Source organism: Pirellulales bacterium (genome assembly GCA_019694435.1).
Taxonomy (GTDB): domain Bacteria; phylum Planctomycetota; class Planctomycetia; order Pirellulales; family JAEUIK01; genus JAIBBZ01.
The window spans coordinates 87,875-107,851 of the sequence record JAIBBZ010000018.1; the positions used below are offsets into that span (position 1 = coordinate 87,875).

Consider the following 19,977-nt stretch of genomic DNA (forward strand, 5'->3'; position numbering starts at 1 on the left):
TGCGACCAATTCTCAGGCGAATTCGCAGCCGCGCACGACTTGCAAATCAGCTCGCCCTGCCCGTAGCTCGCGGTCGAAAACGGCCGCTTCACGCCGCAAGCCGCGCACGGTCGCTCGTCGCAAGCCCGCCACGCGCGGCGCCGCCGCCCAGCGCACCGCGGCGCCGGTCAGCGCGCCGTCGATGAAGCGGGCGGTCGGAACGAGCGCGAACTCGCATGGCACCCTGGCCGCGCCCCCATGCGTGGCGAAGCCTCTCAATCTGGCGCCGCGGGTGGAAGAATTCCCCTTGCCCGAGGCCGAAGTGGCGTCGGCCGCCGATCATGCGGCCGTCCATCAATTCCTGATGGCCGTGTTTCAAGGCCCCTCGCGCGACGGCTTCTTCGCCCTGCTCGAGGACCCCTTCTACGAACCGAACGAGCGGGTGCTGTTGAAAATCGGCAGCCAAATCCTGGGCCATGCGCAGACCGCGAAGCGCACGATGCGTTTCGGCGGCACCGACTTGCCGGTCGCCACGCTGCATTGGTTGGGCACCCTGCCCGAGTACCGCCTCCGCGGCGTGGCGCAGCGTCTGCTGGCCGCCGCCGAGCGTGAAATGAAGGCCGATCAGTCGCTTGCCGCGTTCCTGGTCACGCGCGTGCCCCAGGTCTTTCGCCGCCAGGGTTGGGCCGTTTGCGGCGCGGTGAGCTGCTCGCAGGCCAACACCCGCGATCTGTTGGCTCAGCTCTCGGCGCTCGGCCGCGGCGGCACCGAGTGGAAGCTGAATATCCGCCCCTGGCGCCATGTCGAGATGCCGGCGCTGATGCGGATTTACGCGCAAAACACCGACCGCGCGCACGGTCCTTTGGAGCGGACTGAGGCCTATTGGCGGTGGTTGATTAGCCGCAAACACTTCGATCAGATCCACGTCGCCATCGACGGCCCCGACCGGCTGGAACTCGAAGAGGGTGATTCGCCGATCGTCGGCTACGTGGTGATGCGCCAGGACAAGATCGTGGAGCTGATGGCGGCGCCGCACCACCCCACCGCGGCGCTGGAATTGCTCGCCCGGGCCTGTGGCGAGGCGATCGAGCGCGACTATCACGCCGTGACGTATCATGGGCCAGCCGATTCGCCGCTGCACGGATTGTTCCAGCAGGCGCGCGGCGGCATGTATGCCCAGCCGCAGCAGGTCGATTACGTCATGGCCCGGTTGTTCGATCCTGTGGCGGTACTCGAAAAGCTGCCGGACGTGTTCCAGGCGCGGCTGGCGGCGTCGGGCGAACGCAGCCTGGAACTCGGACTGCAAATCGACGGCGCTCGCATGCAGCTGGTCGTTTCGCGGCGCGGCACCAGCGTGGTCGCCGGCCGGCTGGGGCGCAGTTATTTGAGTTGTTCGATGCGCGAATTCACCCGGCTGGTGTTCGGTCAGCTCGACGTGCACGAGGCCGTGGCCCAGCAGCGGATCGAAACTTCGACCCGCGTGGCGGCCGACGTGGCCGCGGCGCTGTTTCCCCGGCTGCCGCTGTGGCGCTCGCCGTTGGACGACTTGGCCTGCTGATTAGCCAGGCGGGCCGTGCATCTTGGCCCCCCATTAACGCCAGCGAGCCTCAGCCCGCCAGCTCGCGCGCTTTGGCGACGATCTGGCCCGTGGTCAGCCCGAATTTCTCGTACAGCGTGGCGAACGGGGCCGAGGCCCCGAAGCTGTTCAGGCCAATGAACCGTCCGCCGGGGCCCAGGTATTTGCACCAGCCCTGCTCGATACCCGCCTCGACAGCGATGCGTGCCGCGACCTGCGGCGGCAGCACCTCGTCGCGATAGCTCTGCGGCTGCTCGTCGAAGACCTCCCAGCACGGCAGGCTGACCACGCGCGTGCTCACGCCCGCCGCCGTCAATTGCTCGTAGGCCGCCATGCACAGCGTCAGTTCGCTGCCCGTGCCGATCAAGACGACCCGGGGTGCGCCGGACGGCGGATCGGCCAACACATATCCACCGCGCTGCACGCCGGACGCCGGGGCGAATTTCGTGCGATCGATCGTCGGCAAGTTCTGACGCGAGAGAATCAAGGCCGCCTGGCGGTTTTTCCAAGGCAGGATCATCCGCCACGCTTCGACCACCTCGTTGGCGTCGCCTGGCCGAATCACGGCCAGCCGGGGAATCGCGCGCAGCGCGGCCAGATGCTCAATCGGTTGGTGCGTCGGGCCGTCCTCGCCGACGCCGATCGAGTCGTGGGTAAATACGTGGATCACCGGCAACTCGAGGATCGAAGCCATTCGCAAGGCCGGGCGCGAGTAGTCGCTGAACACGAAGAATGTCGCGTCGAAGGGGCGCAGCTGCGACAACGCCATGCCGTTGGCGATCGCGCTCATCGCGTGCTCGCGGATGCCGAAATGAAAATTGCGTCCGGCCGGGCTCGCCGCGCTGAAATCGCCGGCACCGGTAAAGGTCAGGTTGGTCATCGTCGAGGGGGCCAGGTCGGCCGATCCGCCCAGGAGCCAGGGCACGTGCTGCGCGACGGCCACGAGTGCCTTGCCGCTCGAGACTCGCGTGGCCAGCCCCTTCGGGTCGGCCGGATACGGCTGGAGATCGCGGTCCCAACCGGCGGGCAGCTCGCCAGCGGCCATCTGTCGCCACTGCTCGGCCAGTTGCGGGTGCTCCTGCGCGTAACGCTTCCAGTTCGCGTGCCACTGGGCATAGGCCTTCGCGCCGCGCTGGCCCAGGTGCGCGTCGAAATGTTCGCGGACGCCCGCTGGCACCGTGAACTTTTCGTCCTCAGGCCAGCCGTAGAATCGCTTGGTCAAGCGGATTTCGTCGTCGCCGAGCGGCGCGCCGTGTGCTCCGTGGGTGCCTTGTTTATTCGGCGCGCCGTAGCCGATGATGCTGCGGACGATGACGAGCGTCGGCCGATCGGCCGACTGCCGGGCCTGTTGATAGGCCGCCCGCAGGGCCACGAGGTCGTTGGCGTCGGCTACCTCGACCGTGTGCCAGCCATAGGCCGCGAAGCGACCGGCGACGTCGTCGCTGTAGGCCAGCTCGGTTTCGCCCTCGATGGTGATCTGGTTGTGATCGTAGATCCAGCACAGGTTGCCCAACCTCAGGTGTCCCGCCAGCGAGGCCGCTTCGCCGCCGATGCCCTCCATCAGATCGCCGTCGCTGCACAGGGCCCAAACGCGGTAATCGAACGGCGAACACCCGGGCCGGTTGAAGTGTGCGGCGAGCCAACGCTGGGCGATTGCCATGCCGACGCTGGTAGCGATGCCCTGGCCCAGGGGGCCCGTCGTCGTCTCGATGCCGGGGGCCATTTCATGCTCGGGGTGGCCCGCGCACGGACTGCCCCATTGACGGAAGTTGCGAATATTGTCGAGCGAAATGGCGAGCTCTTCACGCGGCTCACCAGCCGCGTCGACGCGCCGGACGCCCGCCAGATGCAGTGTGGCGTAGAGCAACATCGAGGCATGGCCGCACGACAGCACGAATCGGTCGCGGGCCGGCCAGTAGGGGTGGAGCGGATCGAACTGCAGGAAGTCGTTCCACAGCGTGTAGGCGACAGGGGCCAGGGCCATCGGCGTGCCGGGGTGCCCGCTGGCCGCCGCCTGCACGGCGTCCATTGACAGCGTGCGAATGGTGTTGATGGCCAGTTGTTCGATCGTCGCGTTTCCGCTCGCCATGCGCGCAAGATCCTTCCCGGAAATTCGTTAGGGCCGTCGCACGGGCGGCGGCCAGGGGGGCTCGCAGGCCCTGTTTTCGCTGTGGGTGCGATGAGTTTACGGGCCGCCGGCGAGAGGCGTCAACGCGCCGCGCGCGGCCCTCACAGCCCGTTGAAATATGCCTTCGTGGCCTATTTCAACCTCGCCAAGTGCTGAGCGAAGCTCCGCACGGCTCGCAAAATCGCGACTTACGTCGCCATTCTTGAGACCGCATCCATGCGGTCACGCAGCCCGCTGATAAGAATCAACGGGCTGCTAAGCGGCCGTCGGGGCGAACCTAGCGTCGCCCGAGAAGCCCGGCGCTCGATTGGAAGTATTTGCGCCGGCGGACGGCCGATTGGGCGACATTGCTCTTCTGGTTGTTCAAATCGGCCAGGTTGGCCTGGCACCAGCGGCAGCCGACCGTTTGCAGATGAAACTCGACGTACTCGCCGGCCGTCGGATCGATGGCGCCGAGCAAGAAGCTGCCTAATTGCTCGCGCGACGGGCAACTGGCCCGGTGCCGGCGCCAGATTTCGCCCAAGGTATGCACGCCCGCGTCTCGCCGGCTGTGAATGGCAGTGAGCTGCTTGAGCAGGGCCGGGTCCTGACGCAGGGCGCCTTCGATGAGCGCGATCTCATCGATCGGCAGCGCCTCTTCGAGAAAAGCCTCCAACTGCGAGCTACTGAAACTGGGTTTTGCCATCGCCGTGTCGCCCCCCAAGCTATTCGGTTGCCTCGGCCAGTTCGGGAAACACGTCGACCGAGAGTCCCTGCGAGCGCACGGCCGATTTGAGCTTGGCCAGAAAGTCGAACTTGTGATTCGCCACGGTCTGCTCAGAAATGGCCAAGGCCGTAGCGACATCCTTGTTGGCCCAGCCGCGGACGAACAGCAGCTCGACGCACTTGATCTTTTCCCAGTCGCCGCGGCCGCGCCAGCGCTCGAGATGCTGCACCAGCGCCGCCGCGAGCGCCTGTTCCTCCAAGTGCTTGCGTTCGCTGCTGCGGGCAATGCTGCTGGCTCGCGGGTCGCGGCCGGGCAGGTCCCAGCCGCTGGTCGAGGTGCCGACGGCGGCCAACGGGATGGTCGGGCGGCGGCCTTCGCGACGCAAGGCATCGGTCAGTTTGTGAGCCGCGATCGAGAACAGGTAGCTTTCCAGCGGCTTGTCCGGGTCGAAATTGGGCAAGCTGGTAAGGAAGCCGACGAACGTTTCTTGGACGACGTCTTCGGCGGCTGCCCGATTGCGCAGCCGGCTTTCGACGAAGGCCAGTAACCGGCCCTCGAATCGACCGATCAACTCTTCCCAAGCGGCGGCGTCGCCCCGGCGAATCCGGTCAATCAACAGCGTGTCAAACTGGTTGGCCGAACTCATGGCGCTAGTTTACCAGTCGGGGCCCGATACCGCTGCTCGCGGACGGCAGGCTCAGAGCACGCCAATTCTGTCGAGCCAGAGCGCGGCCAATCCGCCGATGGCCGCCAGTGCGGCTCCGGCGGCCACTTTCAAGCGACCGCGATAGTAGCCGCGCGTGGCGGTGTCGACGCGCAGATAGCCGAACACGGTGCCGATCGTCGCCAGCACCAGCCCGATGCCGACGCTGCCGTACAGGAGACGCTCTTGTACGAGGTGTTGCCGCAGGCGTTCGCGCAGCTTGTCGCGCAGCGGGCGATCGATCACTAACTGCTGGTGCAACTGGTACATCGTGCCGAACTCGGGGTGCTCGATCGATTCGACAACCGGAGGTCCCGCTTGCCAGGTCTTGATCTCGGCCAGCGGCGGCAGGACCCGTAGGGACTTTGGTCCGAGCAATTCGTCGAGGTAGTGGGCCACGCCCTTGGTCATTTGCAGGTTCAGCTCGCGCTGGCATTCCTCCTGGGTCACATAGGGGCCGGCATGCACGATCAGGTGATACTGACCCTGATCGGCATGCGAAAGCTGCTTAACCCAGGCAGGCAGGCCGTCGGGGCCGACCGGCGTCGCGGCCGCAGCCTTGTCGGGCGCCGTCGGGGCCACGGAAGGCGCGACGGTCGGAGCCTGCGCCACGGCAGGCGCCGGCGGCTCAGCGGGAGCCTGGGGCGCGGCAGAAGTCGGCGCGACCGCAGGGGCCGGCGGCTCAGCAGGCGGTAGCGGTGCCTCGCGGTGTTCGACGAGCAGGTTGGACGCAATGTCGCGATTGCGCTCGGCCGGAATGCGCAAGCTGACCTTCTGCTCGTCGGTGTAGATATGCACCGTGAATTCCGGCGCCCAGTCCGGAAAGTGGGTCCGCATCGCCTGGGTGGCTCGGGCCAGGATGTCGTGCAGCGCCGGCGAGTTGGCGGTCACTTCGACCACCACGTCGCGCGGGCTGCCTTTGCGCGCCGGACGGCGCGACAGGTTGGCCACGTCGCGCAGGGCAATCGGCTCGGCGTCGGAGTCGCGGTGGACGACGGTCTCTTGCAGGTTGGCCATCGAAACGGTGTTGGCATCGGGCGGTTCGGCCGCGAGTCCAAACAACAGCGACTTGATCGTCAACGCTAATTCGTCCTCGCTGACTTGCTGCATGGCCGGCGTCGGTCGCAAGTCGACGCGCAACAGGTCGTCATTCGAATGCAAGTACGCCTCGCGACGGGCATCGATCCGCCGGTTCGTAGCTTCGTGCCACGCCCGATCCCGTTCGATCAGCGCAGTCTTGACGCGCTCGCGCCAGGTGACCACGTGCTCGCGGAACGGGTGGCCCGGATGCAGCAACATCCAGGCCACGGCCCCGGTAATCAGCCAAGGCAGCACGCCCCAACGCTTCTTGCCACAGACGATTCGGGTCCCAATCTTCGCGAGCAGCAGCGTGCCCACGAGGACAATCACGATGTCCCAGAACGTAAGCATTGAATCGATGGATTGCATTTATGCCGCCTTCGCGCTGGCACGACGATCGACCCAAGGACTCGACAATTGCACCGCGACGGAAATCGTGCCCGCGACGAGCATGCCCATCGGCTGTGGATACTGCCAGAAGTTGCTCAGCAGCGCGGCCCAGCCGACGCAGACGGCCGTGGCCCACAGGCTCAAGCGTTGTTCGCGCAGGGGCTCGGCCTGCTTCCACCAGCGGAGTACGAGGAACAGGAAACCGAAGTAGGCCAGGTACATGGGCAACAGCAGTTGACCGTCGGGCCCGGCAAACACGCCGATACCACCGTTGGGCAACAGGTTGGGGCTGTCGCCGGCCGAGTAGCGAGGTTGGACCAGCAGGGCGGTGTCGACGCCGAATGCCGCAGCGCCGACAACCAGGCCCACAGCGAACAGCACCAGGCGCCGCATGATCGGTTCGCCCTCGGTGCCTTCCCAGAACTTCGCGGGGACCAGCAAGCCCCAGGCGCCGAGCGTGCTGATGATGGCCAACGAGGCCAGGTCTTCCACGCCGAAACGACTTGGTTGGAGGATGAACACCAATCCCGCGGCCGCGGCGGCAGCCAGCGCCGAGAACAGCAGCGAACCCATCAGGTCGGCTACGCGATCGCGGGCTGGCTTGATCACCAGCGGTACGGCCGCCTGATCGTGTCCGGCGAACCGGGCGTGCCATTGCGTATGGGCGTCTCGGGCTGCGGATCGCTGGGCTTCATGCCAGGCCGCGTGCCGTTGCGCCCAACCGCCGGGCTGTGCCGTGGCGGTCGCATGCGGTGGTTGCGGCGGCTGGCCAGCCGTCATGGCCGGCGCGCCCGCAGGTGACACCGGGGGTATCGGCGGAGGCCCCGAACGGCCGCGCGACCAGCCCAACGGCGGGCCAAGCGTATAGCCGAATAGCTTTGCGCCCGGTGCCGTCAGCAACCAGAAGATCAGGTAGAGCACATAGAACGTGCCGAACACGATCATCAGGGCCAACAACGGGCCGGAGAGCGCCAAGACGCCGATCACGCCAAAGAACAAGATGATGAGCTTGGGCAGCAGGCCGAGTTGCGACTCGTTCCAAGCGTTCCAAACGCGGGTCGTCGCCTCGCGCGCCGAGGTCCAGATCGGCTCGCCTGGCAGAAACACGGCCCGTTGCGCGCCTGCCGGGCGCGCGGCAGCCGCTCCGCCCAGCGCCGCCCCGGCAGCCGCGGCGGCAAAGCCTTGGGGGGCTGCGCCCGGGTTTGCCCGGGCACTGCCGTTCCAGGCCACCGTGTGTGCCAGCGGATCGGAGGGCTGAGGCGTGCTCTCCAAGGTCGGCTGGATCTTGGGCATCCCGCTGGGTGGCGGCGGAAGCATCGCCATGAACTCTGCGACGCTGTTGATGCGCTGCTGCGGATCTTTTTCCAAGGAACGAGCCACGAGCGTGCGGTAAGGCTCCGGCAGCGCGCTCAGATCGGGCTGCGCCGTGAGATGCTTCATCAGCACCTCGCCCACGCTTTCGCCCTCGAACGGCACTCGGCCCGTGAGCAGCTCGTAGAGCATGATGCCCAGGGCATAGATGTCGATTTCCTTGCCGTAGCGGCCGTTGGCCACCTCGGGCGCCATGTAATGGACGGTGCCGACGCTTTCGGTCTGTCCGCTACGGCGACTCGAAGAGATGAACTTCGAAAGTCCGTAGTCGCCGATCTTGACCAGGCCCTCGTCGTTGAAGATGTTGCCGGGCTTCAGATCGCGATGGACGATGCCGCGGTCGTGCAGATAGGCCACGCCCGCGCAGATGCCGTGCATCCAAGCGAGGACCTGGTCTTGCGGCAAGCCGTGCGGATGTCGGGCCACGACGTCTTCGAGCTGTTCGCCGGCGACGTATTCCATGACGACCCAGGTATCGTCGGCCTGGTCGTGTTTGACGTCGTAAAGCGCGACCAGATTCGGGTGCTTGAGATTCAAGCACTGCATCACGCCGCGGAGCTCGATGTTCAGATTGCGGCGAATCAGCTTGATCGCGACTTCTTTGCCAGCGTCGCTGGTGGCGTAGTAGACCTCGCCAAAGCCGCCGTGGCCGATGCCACGTTTGACCGTGTAGCCCTCGAGCGGCCGCGAACCGCTCGGATAGGCAAAGCGATTTGCGCCGCTGCGCGGTTCGCGGGGTGCCGTTTGCTCGGAGCCTGGCAGGTTCATCGGAGCATCACTGTCTTGAATTAGGGTAGCTGTGCTTTCTTGCATCTGTCCAGCGCCTCGGGCCCCCGTATGGCTGTGAGCGCAGCTGCGTTCGAGCGTGCGGGGCCTCAAATGGACTCCAGCGACAGCGAAAACGCCTCTCCCGTGATCCTCGATCCCGGCCTGACCGTGCCGCGACCTTCGTACCGTACGCCGTCAATCTCCAACCCCGCCGGTGCACGGCACCCCAGTTCCTCGCCTCGTCCGAACAACACCACCTCGTGGGGCCATTGAGGACAAACGACGTGGCTGTCGCGTCCCGGCCCTAATACGCACGAATCCGACATCAAGATCACCCCGTCAACCGGCGGCTGGGTGCGATGGCGGCTCGCGAATTCCAAGCGTGCGGTCTGGCTCAGCGCGTGTGGCCGGCGAAACCGCATTTGAACAGTTTCCCCCAGCGTCAGCAGCGCGCCGTCGTGCAGCGGCGTGGGCTGGGTGACGGGCTGGCTGTCGATCTTCACCGCCCGCAGCGGGTGGAGCACATAGCCTTCGCCGATGCGTTCGACGATGGCGTGCTGCCGGGACAAATCGCCCAGGATGCCGACGTCGACGCCGGCATCGCGATCGGGCTGCCCGATGACGATCCGATCGCCCTGGCACACCAGGTATCCGCCCACGGCGTCGATCCACAGCACGAACCGCGGTCCGGGCACGTGGCCTTGCGGAGCGAGGTTCTTGGGGTCGGCCAGGTCGTGGGGCGAAAGTTGCATGGCGCGTCGCGGTGCGAACCGTGCCTGGGGGACTTGAGTAGCTGCCAACTGCGTGCCGACCGCTGCCCACGCTCGCCGGCGGGCGTCGCGCGCGGCTTCGTGCGCGGGCGAGACCTCGAGCAGCGCGTCGGCCGCGGCCAAGACTGCCTGCCAATCGGACGCGGCCAGCGCCTGGTGCAGCGTCTGCTCCTGGCCACGGGCCTGCTCGCAACTGGCGGCCAATTGTTCGCGGCGCTGGGCCAGGGGCTTGATTTCGGGACACAGGGTCGCGGCCGACTGCTGCTCTTCGACCGCTTCCGCCAGTCTACCCGAGCGGGCCAGCCGTTGGGCGGCAGCGGCATGTTGCGTGGCTTGCAGCAGTTTGCGCAAATCGGCGTTGGCGGGCTCGCGGCGTGCCAGTTCGTCGAGCCGCGCCTGGGCCGCCGCATAATCGCCAGCCGCCAGAAAGTCGCGCACTTCTTGCATTCCCTTGTCCAACAACTCGCGTCGCAGTCCCGCAACGACTTGCCACTGGGCGCCCCATTGCGAGGCGGTCTGGGCATCGCGCCATCCGGCCGCCGTTTCGCCCCGCTGGAGGCGGGCGTTGCCCCGGTCGATCAATCCTTGGGCCACCTTGGCGAGCAGCTTCTTGGCCGGCAGGTACCCGCGCAGCTCGCCGTCGTTCAGCAGTTGCCCGGCCTCGTCGAGCCGGCCCTGCTTGAGGGCTTCTTCCGCTTCGCGGTACTTGAGTCGCCAGGCCTCGAACATGCCTTACACCCATCGATGGCAATGCTTGATGCTTAAGGCGCATCGCCAGGGTCGCGGCCTCGCTGTGCGGCGAGACGCGCGACCCTGGGCCCACACAAGGAAACTCACCGGCTGTCCTGCCCTCAGCCAGGGCTCAAGCTAGTTCGCCGGGTTCGCAGCCACGGCCGGCGCGCCCTGCGATTCGAAGTAGCTCGTCACCTGGTCGACGATGTCGCTCGGGGCGCTCTCTTCGACCGGAATCTCACTGCGATACTCGTCCTCGACGTGCATCACCTTTTCGTCGACCTCCAGCCGGGTCGCGATGTCCGAGACCAGTTGCTTCAGCCGGCTCAGGCGGCTGTCGTCGAAGTGGTAGCTGCACGTCGTCTGCGCGGCTTCCACCATCTTACGCCGGGCCTCGACGTTTTCGATTTCCACTTCGAGCTGACGCTTGGTGCTCAGCATGCCGTCCAGATTTTGCCGGGCCGCCAGCAGGCTCTGGCCCCGAGCATCGTGGATCTTGCGCAAGCTGGCCAAGGTGGCGTCCTTGGTCTTATACCGCTTGAATCGGTTGGCCAAATCGGCTTTCACCTGGTCGGCCGTGTAGCTGTGTCCGGCGTATTGGAACGTCGTTCCGCCGCCGGCCAGGTCGCCGCTGAGCCGTTTCAGCTGGGCCTGTTCGTCGTTCAGCTTGGTCTCGACCGACGCGATCTCGTTTTCCAGCCGCGACAGCTCGACTTCTTCCTTGGCGATCACATGCATGCAATGGCGGATGTCCGGTTGCAGCTCGTGGAGCATCTTGCGAGCCCGTTCGATTTCGAATTCGACCGGCACGCTGCTGCGAACCGAATCCTTCACCCAACCCCCGGCCGTGCGGAAATAACTCCAGGCGTCACGGCCAAAGAACATCCCGGCCAGCGCAGCGGCCGCCACCGTCGAAAGCAGTACCTTCTTGATCATGGCTCTACACCCTTGTTTGCCAACGCACGCCGACGAAAAACATGTGGGTCGCAATGGTCCGGCACCGGCGGCTGATGCCGTCACTAGGAGTAAATCGCCGCTGGCGCGCAAATCTTGGAAAAATCGGACGACAATTGGGCTGTCCCCGGTCGGTCAGCAACGTCGTACGTGCTAACATGTGCTGTGGATAGGCTTTGCGCCGTAGGCTTCGGCACCGTTGTTGGCCCCGGTTTTTTCTCCGTCCGCGCAGAGGCCGCTATGTCCCTCCGGCAGATCAATCCCGAGGCACTCGTCGCGGCCATCCACAGCCAGCGGGCCTCGGTTGTCCTCGCGGCGACCGGCGGGGGCAGCCGGGCCATCGCCGAGCTGTTGGGAGTTCCCGGGGCGTCGCGCACGCTGCTCGAGGCCGTGGTTCCCTATGCGTCGGCCGCGCTGGCCGCGTGGCTCGGCTCGCGCCCTGAACGCTTTTGCTCGGCACGTACCGCCCGCGCCATGGCGATGGTCGGGTTCGATCGGGCACGTCGGTTTGCACGAGCCGACGGGTATCCCGATCCCGACGGGGTGGCGGGGGTGGCCTGCACGGCCAGTTTGGCCAGCGACCGGGTGAAACGGGGCGAACACCGGGCCCACCTGGCGCTGCAATCGGCCGCACGGACGCTGGCCTGCTCGATCGTGCTGGTTCGCGATCGGCGAACCCGCGCCGAGGAGGAAGAGGTGATTTCCCGCGCGCTGCTGAACCTGATTGCCGAGCATGCGGGCTTGGAAGCGCGAGCGCCATCCGGGTTGCAATCGGACGAGCCGGTCGAGCGCATCGAGACCCGCGCCCCCGACGACTGGCGCGAATTGTTGTTGGGTGCCCGACAGGTTGTGGCGGCAACCCCTGCGGCGCGCACCAGCGAGCCGACCTCCCCAGGGCGCGTGGTTTTCCCTGGCGCGTTCAATCCGCTCCACATCGGGCACCGCCGGATGGCCGAGATTGCCGCCGCCGAGATCGGCCGGCCGTGCGAGTTTGAAATCTCGATTCGCAATGTCGACAAACCGGCGCTCGACTACACAGAGATTGCCGAGCGACTGACTCGATTTTCGCGCGACGAAGCCGTTTGGTTGACCGACGCGGCGCATTTCGTCGACAAAGTCGCGGTATTTCCCGGCGCGGTGTTCGTCGTCGGTGTCGATACGATCCGCCGCCTGGGCGACCCGCGCTATGCCGGCGGCGAAGCGCGACTGGAACAACAGCTCCGTACGCTCGCCGAACAAGGCACCTCATTCCTGGTGTTCGGACGCAAGCTTGGCGAGACGTTTACGGGCCTGTCCAATTTGACGCTGCCGCCGTTGCTCGCCGGGATGTGCCGCGAGGTGCCACAGGCACGGTTTCGCGAGGATATCTCGTCGACCGAGCTGCGGCTTTGCGAAGGAATGTGACGCTTGCAGCGACGCGACTCGGCCGTGCGACAATCTATTGCCCGTGGCCCGTGCATTTGAGCCATTTCTGCCGTGCGGCGACGGCTTTCGAGCGATATCATTTTAGATAGGTGGTTGCACATCCGAAGTGCAGCCGGTCCATCCCGGGGTAGCCTCCTTTAGCTTCCGCACGAGCATGAGCGCACCGTCGACCGATTTGACGCGGATCAACAACGGGCAGATCGTGAGCTGCGCGCCACCCGCCACGGCCGAACAGCACATTCTGCTGCAGCAAAGCGAGAAGGCACCGCATGCCAGTGGCAACTTTTCCTGGCTGCTCTGCGGGATCACGCTGGCGACGAAAATGGTGGCCTCCGAGGTGCGCCGCGCTGGTTTGAACAACGCCTTGGGCACAACCGGTGACACGAACGTACAAGGCGAAATCGTCCAAAAGCTCGACGTGTTTGCCAACGAGGCGCTGCTGCACTGTCTGGGCAACCGCGGCAACGTCGGTGTGCTGGCGTCGGAAGAAAACGAGAAGCCGGTCGTCGTGCTCGATAATCCCAGCCACGGCGAATACATCGTGATCTTCGACCCGCTCGACGGGTCGAGCAACGTCGACGTCAACGTCAGCGTTGGCACGATCTTTTCCATCTTGCGGCGCGATCATGCGAACTCGGCCCATCCCGACCGCGACGTGCTGCAGCCGGGACTGAAACAAATCGCCGCCGGCTACGTGCTCTACAGTTCGAGCACGATGATGGTCTATACGACCGGCTACGGTGTGAACGGGTTTACGCTCGACCCGTCGATCGGGGCCTTCGTGCTCAGTCATCCGAACATGCGGATGCCCGAACGCGGCAGCATCTACTCGTGCAACGAGGCCAACGCCGACGGCTTTCCCGAGTATGTGCGGAGATATCTGTATTGGCTCAAGTCGGGTGCGGACGGCACGGTCTACTCGTCGCGCTATATCGGCGCCCTGGTGGCCGATTTCCACCGCACGCTGCTCAAGGGTGGCATCTTCCTCTACCCGCCGACGGTGCACTTTCCGCACGGCAAATTGCGACTGATGTACGAGGCCAACCCGATTGCCATGCTGGCCGAACAGGCGGGCGGCATGGCCAGCGATGGCTCGCGGCGGATCCTCGAGATCGAGCCTGAGACCCTGCACCAGCGCACGCCGCTCTTCGTGGGTAGCCCCTACCTGGTCGAACGCCTCCACGAATTCGCCCGCCAGAACCGCCGCGGCTAAGCCGCGGCAGTCGAGAATTTCTTGCTTGACGACAGTTGTCGTCTTCCACTACGCTCCGGGTGACGACAACTGTCGTCTGGTTGTTGCTGGTTCAAGGAGCCTGCCATGGCGCCACCGCCGGACGCCGCGCTGACCGCGGTGCAGTTCGAAATCATGCAGGCCGTCTGGTCGGCGCCCGAGGGGGCCACCGTGGCCGAAATCTGGGAAGCGATTACCCGCCAACGGGAAGTGGCCCGGACCACGGTGCTCAACCTCGTCGGGCGGTTGGAGAAACGCGGCTGGCTGAAGCGCCGCAAATGCGAAGGCGTCTACCGCTACGTGGCTACGGTCGAACGCGCGGCGGCGACCACGCTGTTGACCGAGCGATTTGTCGACGACTTCTTCGGCGGCTCGGCGGCGGAACTCGTCTTGAACCTGTTGGGTTCGCAGCAGATCAAACCGGCCGAAATCGACCATTTGCGCCGGTTATTGACGGACGCCGACCGGAGCAAGAAACCCCAGGGGAGGAACTGAAGATGTGGTTTGCGCCCACTTCGGACCAGGCGTTCGCACTGCTCGTGTTTCTCGGCAATCTGGCGGTAGCCGCCTCCTTGGCCGCGGGGGGGGCCTTGGCGGCGAACCGCTTTTTTTGCCGCGCGGCTTTGCCCTTGCGCAACACGCTGTTGCTGGCGGGGCTTGGTTTGACGTTGGCGGCGCCGTTCGTGGTCACGGCCGGACATCGTCTCGGTGTGGCGCGGATCGTCTTGTGGTTGCCGGCCGGTTCGATGTGCCCGGCGCAGGTGCCCGACGAGTTGGCGCTGCGTGTGCCGTCGCGCGGCGCGCCGCGCGATCAAATCGCGGAAGCCACGGCCGCGGCGACTCCTCGCAGCGCATCACCCAGTACCACTCAGGCACCATCTTCGCCGCGGCCTGCGATCGCGGTCGCGCGCTGGGCGAGCGCCGCGCAATGGCTGCCAGGCTTGGGCGGCGCACTGGCAGCGCTGTGGATCATCGGCATTTGCTGGCAGCTTTGCCGGCTGGCGCAGGGTGTCGTACGTGTCAGCAAACTGCTCGCTGGGGCGATGCCGGTTCGATCCCCGAGTCTCATGCGCCTCGCGAGCGCAGCGGCGCGCAAGGCCGGGCTGCGTCGCGCGCCACTGCTGCTCGAATCATCTCGGCTGGCGGCACCTGTCTCGCTGGGCGTGCTGCGGCCGCGCGTCGTATTGCCGGCGCTCGACCGCTGCCGGTGGAGCGACGAGGAATGGCAGCTCATGCTGCTGCACGAGATGGCTCATTTGCGCCGCCGCGATCCGTGGATCGGATTTGGTCAGCGGTTGGCAACGGCGATCCACTGGTGGAATCCGCTGGTGCGTGCCCTGAGCCGGAAGATTTCGCAGGTCCGCGAACAGCTTTGCGACGATGTAGTCGCCGCACAGATCGACGAGCCACGCCGTTACGCGGCGCTGATCGTCAACCTGGCCGAGCGCATGCTCCAAAGTCCCAGCACGGTCCCCGGCGCCGTCGGGATTGCCGACGGCACGCCGTCGGAGCTTACCGTGCGCATCGAGCGGTTGCTGGACGCGCGGCGCGAGATCGTGACGCAGCTGAGCCGCCGCGCAGCCTTGATGGCCTTGGCCCTTACGCTGGGTGTGGCCCTGGTCACGATGGCCGTAGGCGTACGGGTCGCCCAGGCCGTGAACCGTGAAGTGGAACCAGCGCCCGCGGATCGCACGGAGCAACCGACCGAACCCGAGGCTTCACCGCCGGCGAGCGATCCGGCGGCCGACGCGGGTCAGGTGAACGCTGGAACGCCGCTACTGGAAAAACGCATCCGCGTCGTGAACGCCCAAGGCAAGCCCATCGCGGGAGCGCAAGTCGATACATGGGCCGCGCACTCGGTCCTGGGGCACTCGCTCTGGAGAGGCAGCGACAATCAACCGAAGCCCGAGCTGGCGGTCACCGACGCGAATGGACAGGCGACCCTTCGGTATCCGGCGCTGATGTTCGCAGCGGAGAAAGTTCGCCCCGAGCGCCTGACATGCAGTATCACCCATCCGGACTATGCCGGCACTTCGCATACCGACGTCGATGTGCGTGACGCGGGGCAGCCAAACGCGGTGCAGACGATCACACTCGAGCGCGGCGCGCAACTCGTCGTGATGCCCGACGCCGGCGACCGCGTCGTCGATCGTCAGTATCTCTACCTGTTGGACAGCGCCCCGGCGCTGGATTATCGTCAGCCCTTGAAATACGACTCCGACGGGCGGCTGCTGCCGCCGCGCGTTCCGGCCGGGACACTGCTGCTACGACTGGCCTATCTCCCCGACGACGGCCCGGCACTGTTCAGCCCTGTGCAGCAGATCGATCTGGCCAACGACGAGCGTCGCGAGATTCGACTGACTTTGGAGCCCTGCGCGCGGGTCACAGGACGGCTCGACGACTCGGTTCCGCGTCCGGTCCGCGAGGGCCGCATCAACGCCGCGACCGTGCATCGCGTCGCGAGCAACTTTTGGCAAGCGATCGATTGGAGGGCGGTGGCCACGATCGACGGCGACGGCAACTTCATGCTCGAAGGCCTGCCGCGCGGCGACTTGCTGCAAGTGATCGCTGTTTGCGATGGCTACATCGCCAGGTCGGGGACCATGCCTGAGCGTGGGGTCGTGGAACCGGATCGTGCGAGTTCGGGGTTGTTGCGACCGCAAGCGTTTCCGTTGGCTGCTGAGGCCAACGCGATTACGGTGGCGATGACGCCGACGGCTACTTGCCGGATCCAGGTCCAGGGGCCCGAAGGGCAACCGCTCGCCGGCGCCGAATGTATCTTCAGTCCCAATGTCCATTGGTGGGACGGCGGCAGCCAGATCTATTGCGACAATCGCGTATCGAGCCGCGACATCTTGCGAGATGCGAGTCGCCGAGGGATCGACGCCTGGATCAACCCGCGGGCCGCCGCCGCTTATCGTGGACTCAGCGATGCCGCAGGCGTGGCGGAGGTGAGAAACCTGCCGGCCGGCGAAGAAGCCTTGATGATCGTGCACTCGAACTTCGAGCTGCCGATAGGTCCGGGGGCCTACCGCGCTCAACGCGTGAACTTGACCAGCGGCGCCACGACGGAGACGAGCGTCCGCCTTCAATCGAAAGGCCACGAGTTCCTCGGTGATTCGGGCGAAGTTGAGGAAGAGTTCTTCGAACCCGTACCCCAGCCCCGTTGATTTTGAGCTGGTTCCCTGGTTGGACTTCGGGCAGGACGGCAGTCAAAAACAGGCTGCCGGTTGTCCGGCGGTGCAGCGTGGCAGTGACGCACGAGCGTGGGGAACGCCGCTTCGCTACTTCAGGTCGAATGATTTGCTGATGGCAGTCCAGAGGGGTTGCTCCGGCCCTCGCCTTGATGCCCCGCTGCAGCCCCGTCATTTCCTTCGGCTCCATCCCCCGACTTTCATGCGAGCCTCTTCAAACGACTCACCGTGTGCAGCGCCATTTTCCATGCATGCGGTATCGCCTCGTCGACCATCAATCCAATGGTTCCTCGCCACCGTTGCTGGTGTCATGCTTGACGATGTTCTCGTGGAACTCGAGGCCGGTTATACGCTCGATTTCTCCGATCGGAATCTGGCTGGTCTTGAAGACCTCGTCGAATCTCAACGCTTCAAACTCGATTTCTCCCACGAGTTTCTCCTGGGAGAGCCGATAACAGGTTGTCTGCAACTGCTGTTCTGCGTTGTACCAGACAACAATCTTGTAGAACTTGAGCGCTACCGCGACACCCTTGAAGATCGGATCCTCCTCATCAAACAGCGGGCCGTTAAAGACGCAGATGCGCGCTGACAGGCCGGTCTCGTCCTCAATTCCCTTTTCCAGCAACTCTTCTTCGAGCTTGCCCCAACGACCGGTGTACCCGAATCGAGCTCGATTGAGCGCGGGCACTTGAGGCACCGCGTTGGCATAGCTGCAGGTGAGATCGGCAGCTAGTTTTGCCTTGGCCACGCTAGTCCCCCACTCGGCATCTTCACGCCTGGCCAAGTGGCCTTTGTCGAACCCGCTGTACTTGTAGAACTCGTCGTTCAATTGCACGTCAAAATCAATCCGGTTGTCACGATACCAGCGATCGACACGAGAGCCTTCGACGTTGAGTTCCTGATAGCGGTGCTTGCCGTGGACATTGATGGCGCTGACGATCGGCACGCGTCGCACCGCGTGGTGAAGCGTGCTGAAGTGATGGTACTTCAGCGTGTAGGCACTGGGATTGTCGACGAGAAACGCCAGTTTCTTCCGCAGGTTCGGGCTGGGAATCGGCATCGGAATGTATTGGCCGAGGAAGTTCGCATCGAAGCCGGTGCAGTCCGAGAAGTCGAGTTCGTCTTCAAACTTCTTTTCGAATGCCGCGTCGGTGGTCGTCAGCGGTCCAGGCAGTCCTGCGGACGACACCGCAGAAACCTGGCCGCCTGAGCCAATGCTGATATGGATGTTGACGGGTGGGCATGTGGCCGGGAGAGCCGTGGCGGGGGCGACGTTCAGCGTCGTCCGCTCAGCATCGACCGTCGGCCGCGACAGAAACGCATAAGGCCGGCTGTCGGTGTAGGCCGCGGAGAAGAGGGGCTGAATGAGTGGATGTGCCGCAACCGCGGAGTTCAGGTGCTGCATCATCGCGCTCACGCGGATCCCACGATTGCTCTCCCATACGATCCGGTCCCCGTCAATGCGTCCGTTGACGCTTTCGATGACCTGGTTGTCCCGATCAACATACTGACCTTGCGCGTTCTTTTTCCCCACACCTGCGCTATGGAGCGCGATGACTTGCCATTGGTCATTGAACACCGGCGCGCCGCTGCTGCCTTGCGCGGTGTCGCTCACGTACTGAATCGAGTACTGCTGGTCGGTGGCGATAACCTCGTTCTTGCGAATCGCGATTTGTTTCTCTTTGCCGCTAGGATGTTGAATAATGCTCGCGAAATCCCCCAGGCCGACCTTGCCGAGATTTCCATTCAGCACGAGGTAGCCTTGGGACTTGAGCGCGTATTTGTTCGTGCGATCATTGGGGCTGACGGCCACGATCGCCATGTCCAGGTCTTGGAACGTATACAAAAAGCGGTCAGGCTGCAGCGCGAACCGTACGGACTCGCCGCGATTGCCGTCGATGTCGTACTCGAAATTGAATTCGACCGTGGCGTCTTTGGCGAAGTTGAGAAACTCTGCAGGATCTTTGACGGGAAACACGTGGTGATTCGTCAGCAACAGGCTCTCGGAGATCAGGAAGCCCGTGGCCATGGCTTCTTTGCCTTCCTTGCGATCGAAGTAGCGTATGAGGCCGACCGATCGACTTTGCAAATATCCGAGCAGCAGGTAATTGATGGGGAGTAGTTCGTTGTCCCCGATGTAGCGCTCGTATGCGTCCGCCAAGTCTTCCGCTGCAACTTCCGCAATCATGCGTAGCCGGCGCTCCGCCTTTTCTCGGCCATCCAGCGTGTGGGGATCGTTGGAGGCGATGCGAGCGCGAGCGGTGTCGATGGCGTCGCCCTTGAAAGACATTTCCGCCTCGGCGCGATCCAGGAGATGCACGGGAAGTTTCATGGTCGTGTCCTTGCAAAGGAGCGAACGGCGAGTCGAGTGATTCTAGCCGCATACATCGCATCAAGAAACAGTGTCGCCGTTCATCTCTTTGCTATGCTGTGCGCGATAGGTAATCGGCTTCTGCTGTGCGCCCGCTGAAAATACCGAAGATTGGCGACGCCTTTGGCTTGACCCCCGTGATGGTGCAGGCTTCTTTGTTACTCCCCCTGCGCTTCTTCTGAACCGACCGTATCGCTAGCACCGTAGTACGGTGCATGAGCCCTTCTTCTTCACGCAGCCGGGAGGATTGGATGGTCCTCCGTCGCTTGGCCGTGGAGTTGCTCCAAGATGGATCGACCCAGGATGCCGTCGCCGAGCGGCTGCACGTCAGCCGTTCGAGTATCAAACGCTGGATCAAGGCCTTTCGCGGCGGTGGCGTCGCGGCCTTGAAGCCCAAGAAGCCCAAGCCCGCCGCGCGCCGCTTGTCGGAAGACCAATGCCACCAGCTCTGCGATATTCTCGTCGCCGGGCCGCTGGCTGCCGGCTTCGACAGCGACCTCTGGACCTGTCCGCGGATCGCCGAAGTCGTCCGCCGCAAGTTCGGCATCGCGTACCATCCGGACCACCTCGGCCGAATCTTGCATGCGCTGGGCTTCTCG

The 19,977-nt window shown here is 64.8% G+C and carries 15 protein-coding genes; 6 read left to right on the top strand and 9 right to left on the bottom strand.

The features are described 5' to 3' along the window. Window positions 1-12: 12 nt before the first annotated feature. On the bottom strand, window positions 13-222 hold the full coding sequence (locus tag K1X74_14460; protein MBX7167529.1) for a hypothetical protein: 210 nt from the start codon (window positions 220-222) through the stop codon (window positions 13-15). A gap of 19 nt (window positions 223-241) precedes the next feature. Here K1X74_14460 and K1X74_14465 point away from each other — a divergent pair, with 19 nt between their 5' ends. Continuing rightward, window positions 242-1,537 carry a GNAT family N-acetyltransferase gene (locus tag K1X74_14465; protein MBX7167530.1) on the top strand — a complete coding sequence of 432 codons (1,296 nt, stop codon included), beginning with the start codon at window positions 242-244 and terminating at the stop codon, window positions 1,535-1,537. Between the two features lie 49 nt (window positions 1,538-1,586). Here K1X74_14465 and tkt read toward each other — a convergent pair whose 3' ends face one another. The 7 genes from tkt to K1X74_14500 all read right to left on the bottom strand — a co-directional run bounded on the left by tkt (window position 1,587) and on the right by K1X74_14500 (window position 11,139). Then, window positions 1,587-3,644 carry a transketolase gene (tkt, locus tag K1X74_14470; protein ID MBX7167531.1) on the bottom strand — a complete coding sequence of 686 codons (2,058 nt, stop codon included), beginning with the start codon at window positions 3,642-3,644 and terminating at the stop codon, window positions 1,587-1,589. Between the two features lie 316 nt (window positions 3,645-3,960). Next, on the bottom strand, window positions 3,961-4,368 hold the full coding sequence (locus tag K1X74_14475) for a hypothetical protein (protein ID MBX7167532.1): 408 nt from the start codon (window positions 4,366-4,368) through the stop codon (window positions 3,961-3,963). A 19-nt stretch (window positions 4,369-4,387) separates the two neighbouring features. Further along, on the bottom strand, window positions 4,388-5,035 hold the full coding sequence (locus K1X74_14480; GenBank protein MBX7167533.1) for an RNA polymerase sigma factor: 648 nt from the start codon (window positions 5,033-5,035) through the stop codon (window positions 4,388-4,390). Window positions 5,036-5,086: 51 nt separating this feature from the next. Continuing rightward, the gene (locus K1X74_14485) at window positions 5,087-6,541 is read right to left on the bottom strand and encodes a hypothetical protein (GenBank protein ID MBX7167534.1); all 1,455 of its coding nucleotides are present in this window, start codon (window positions 6,539-6,541) and stop codon (window positions 5,087-5,089) included. Further along, on the bottom strand, window positions 6,542-8,701 hold the full coding sequence (locus K1X74_14490; protein ID MBX7167535.1) for a serine/threonine protein kinase: 2,160 nt from the start codon (window positions 8,699-8,701) through the stop codon (window positions 6,542-6,544). A 107-nt stretch (window positions 8,702-8,808) separates the two neighbouring features. Continuing rightward, on the bottom strand, window positions 8,809-10,200 hold the full coding sequence (locus tag K1X74_14495) for a hypothetical protein (protein ID MBX7167536.1): 1,392 nt from the start codon (window positions 10,198-10,200) through the stop codon (window positions 8,809-8,811). A gap of 138 nt (window positions 10,201-10,338) precedes the next feature. Continuing rightward, complete coding sequence (locus K1X74_14500; protein ID MBX7167537.1) at window positions 10,339-11,139, bottom strand: hypothetical protein; 801 nt, start codon at window positions 11,137-11,139, stop codon at window positions 10,339-10,341. 258 nt (window positions 11,140-11,397) lie between these two features. On the opposite strand from K1X74_14500, the gene K1X74_14505 reads away from it, so the two are divergent. The 4 genes from K1X74_14505 to K1X74_14520 all read left to right on the top strand — a co-directional run bounded on the left by K1X74_14505 (window position 11,398) and on the right by K1X74_14520 (window position 16,983). Next, window positions 11,398-12,561 (top strand): hypothetical protein, encoded by a 1,164-nt coding sequence (locus tag K1X74_14505; GenBank protein ID MBX7167538.1) that lies wholly within the window; start codon window positions 11,398-11,400, stop codon window positions 12,559-12,561. A 175-nt stretch (window positions 12,562-12,736) separates the two neighbouring features. Beyond that, window positions 12,737-13,795: a class 1 fructose-bisphosphatase gene (gene fbp, locus K1X74_14510; GenBank protein MBX7167539.1), complete on the top strand. Its 1,059-nt coding sequence runs from the start codon at window positions 12,737-12,739 to the stop codon at window positions 13,793-13,795. Between the two features lie 105 nt (window positions 13,796-13,900). Next, window positions 13,901-14,308 carry a BlaI/MecI/CopY family transcriptional regulator gene (locus K1X74_14515; GenBank protein ID MBX7167540.1) on the top strand — a complete coding sequence of 136 codons (408 nt, stop codon included), beginning with the start codon at window positions 13,901-13,903 and terminating at the stop codon, window positions 14,306-14,308. A 2-nt stretch (window positions 14,309-14,310) separates the two neighbouring features. Beyond that, on the top strand, window positions 14,311-16,983 hold the full coding sequence (locus tag K1X74_14520) for a hypothetical protein (GenBank protein MBX7167541.1): 2,673 nt from the start codon (window positions 14,311-14,313) through the stop codon (window positions 16,981-16,983). 298 nt (window positions 16,984-17,281) lie between these two features. Here K1X74_14520 and K1X74_14525 read toward each other — a convergent pair whose 3' ends face one another. Continuing rightward, window positions 17,282-19,339: a DNA/RNA non-specific endonuclease gene (locus tag K1X74_14525; GenBank protein ID MBX7167542.1), complete on the bottom strand. Its 2,058-nt coding sequence runs from the start codon at window positions 19,337-19,339 to the stop codon at window positions 17,282-17,284. Between the two features lie 290 nt (window positions 19,340-19,629). Between K1X74_14525 and K1X74_14530 the strand changes: the two genes are divergently transcribed. Further along, on the top strand, window positions 19,630-19,977 hold a 348-nt coding region (locus tag K1X74_14530), incomplete at its 3' end, for a helix-turn-helix domain-containing protein (protein ID MBX7167543.1).

What these genes read in the sequence shown, in the direction of transcription:
- tkt (MBX7167531.1), bottom strand. Translation starts at nt 3,644, where the DNA reads ATGGCGAGCGGAAACGCGACGATCGAACAACTGGCCATCAACACCATT.
- K1X74_14475 (MBX7167532.1), bottom strand. Translation starts at nt 4,368, where the DNA reads ATGGCAAAACCCAGTTTCAGTAGCTCGCAGTTGGAGGCTTTTCTCGAA.
- K1X74_14480 (MBX7167533.1), bottom strand. Translation starts at nt 5,035, where the DNA reads ATGAGTTCGGCCAACCAGTTTGACACGCTGTTGATTGACCGGATTCGC.
- K1X74_14485 (MBX7167534.1), bottom strand. Translation starts at nt 6,541, where the DNA reads ATGCAATCCATCGATTCAATGCTTACGTTCTGGGACATCGTGATTGTC.
- K1X74_14490 (MBX7167535.1), bottom strand. Translation starts at nt 8,701, where the DNA reads ATGAACCTGCCAGGCTCCGAGCAAACGGCACCCCGCGAACCGCGCAGC.
- K1X74_14495 (MBX7167536.1), bottom strand. Translation starts at nt 10,200, where the DNA reads ATGTTCGAGGCCTGGCGACTCAAGTACCGCGAAGCGGAAGAAGCCCTC.
- K1X74_14500 (MBX7167537.1), bottom strand. Translation starts at nt 11,139, where the DNA reads ATGATCAAGAAGGTACTGCTTTCGACGGTGGCGGCCGCTGCGCTGGCC.
- K1X74_14505 (MBX7167538.1), top strand. Translation starts at nt 11,398, where the DNA reads ATGTCCCTCCGGCAGATCAATCCCGAGGCACTCGTCGCGGCCATCCAC.
- fbp (MBX7167539.1), top strand. Translation starts at nt 12,737, where the DNA reads ATGAGCGCACCGTCGACCGATTTGACGCGGATCAACAACGGGCAGATC.
- K1X74_14515 (MBX7167540.1), top strand. Translation starts at nt 13,901, where the DNA reads ATGGCGCCACCGCCGGACGCCGCGCTGACCGCGGTGCAGTTCGAAATC.
- K1X74_14520 (MBX7167541.1), top strand. Translation starts at nt 14,311, where the DNA reads ATGTGGTTTGCGCCCACTTCGGACCAGGCGTTCGCACTGCTCGTGTTT.
- K1X74_14525 (MBX7167542.1), bottom strand. Translation starts at nt 19,339, where the DNA reads ATGAAACTTCCCGTGCATCTCCTGGATCGCGCCGAGGCGGAAATGTCT.